Source organism: Piscibacillus salipiscarius JCM 13188, from assembly GCF_001311865.1.
Classification (GTDB): Bacteria; Bacillota; Bacilli; order Bacillales; family Alkalibacillaceae; genus Piscibacillus; species Piscibacillus salipiscarius.
Window position 1 is genome coordinate 1 of the sequence record NZ_BBCD01000053.1, and the last position, 1484, is coordinate 1484.

2 protein-coding genes are annotated in these 1484 nt (G+C 40.6%); both read left to right on the forward strand.

Going from position 1 to position 1484, the window contains the following annotated elements:
- The first annotated feature begins 78 nt into the window (after nucleotides 1–78).
- On the forward strand, nucleotides 79–402 hold the full coding sequence (locus JCM13188_RS17120; RefSeq protein ID WP_054755039.1) for a transposase: 324 nt from the start codon (nucleotides 79–81) through the stop codon (nucleotides 400–402).
- Nucleotides 338–1267 carry an IS3 family transposase gene (locus JCM13188_RS17125; RefSeq protein ID WP_279402061.1) on the forward strand — a complete coding sequence of 310 codons (930 nt, stop codon included), beginning with the start codon at nucleotides 338–340 and terminating at the stop codon, nucleotides 1265–1267. The genes JCM13188_RS17120 and JCM13188_RS17125 overlap by 65 nt, the downstream gene beginning before the upstream one ends.
- Nucleotides 1268–1484 lie beyond the last annotated feature (217 nt).

The window sequence follows — 1484 nt, forward strand, 5'->3', positions numbered from 1 at the left end:
TGGAGTTAGTATAAAAAGTGGACACGTGAGATTGAGTAGTTTTTTTAATACAATAGACTATTAAGGAGCGTGTTTACCTTGCCAAAACGATCTGAAAATTATCCTCAGGAGTATATTGATTATATAACAAAACTTGTGTTGGATGAGAATCTCAAGTGCACAGATGTAGCTCGGGACCAAGGTATATCAGTCAAAAACATTTATCGATGGAAAACAGCGGAACAAAAGCGACGTTCTGAAGCTGACCAGGCCCAAGACTATAAAACCCCTTCGGAGTATCAGGAACGTGAAAAAGAACTCCTAAAAACGTATACAAGAACTAGAAGAGGAAAAAGCGATTCTAAAAAAAGGCCGCGCACATCTTTTCGAACGACCAAATGTAGTTTACCGGTTCATTTATGAGCACCGTCACGAATTCCGCATTGAGAAGATGTGTGATGTGTTAGAAGTTTCAAGGAGCGGATATTATAAATGGTGCCATCACGAACCTAGTGAGCAAGAGCTGGAGCGAGTGGCCATTAAACAAGAAATCTATTATAGCTTTCATTATCATAATGGCCGATATGGTAGCCCTCGTATAAAAGAACTCTTGCATCGACAAGGCTACAATGTTTGTTTAAGCACTGTAACAAAATATATGAGAGAAATGGGTTTGAATGCCAATACGAAGTTCTCGTTCACGAAAACAACCGATTCAAATCACGAAAACCCGATTTATCCGAACAGAGTCCAACAGGACTTTCAAGTCGATGCCCCCAATAAAGTATGGGTAGCTGATATTACGTATATTCCCACGTTAGAAGGCTTTTTATATTTGGCTACCATTATCGATTTATACTCTCGAAAAGTCGTTGGCCTGAATATTGACGACCAAATGACCGTAGAACTGCCTTTAAAAGCCTTAAAGCAAGCTACTGTATCTAGGCAACCAGCACCTGGTTTTGTGCACCATTCAGATCGTGGCAGTCAGTATGCATCAAAGCGCTATACGGGCCAACTTGACAGTATGGGTGCCGAGATCAGCATGAGTCGTAAAGGGAACTGTTATGATAATGCCGTGGCTGAATCGTTTCACTCAACCCTGAAAAAAGACAAGATTTATTGTCGCGACGAACTGTACCAAACGAAGGCAGAAGCCAAGCAAGACATTGTGCAATATATTATTCAATATTATAACAATGAAAGAATCCACTCAACGTTGGACTATTTAAGTCCAAATGAATTTGAGCAGAATTTCATGTCTGAAAAGAGCATGAGCGCCGTTTAGAGAACTGAAAGGGTAACACTAGGAACCACATTAAGGGCTGAGATTAAGCAACTTTATATTGAGTGGATTGCGTGCTAGCCTAAGGGCTAGCCAAGTCTTAATGGCTGGCGCCTTGGCTAAACAGCACGCAATCAGAGGCTCAATGTCAAGTTGCGATGGTTGATCATCTCATCAAAAAATTTTGAGTAATTGTGTCCACTTTCTTTACAGAACACCA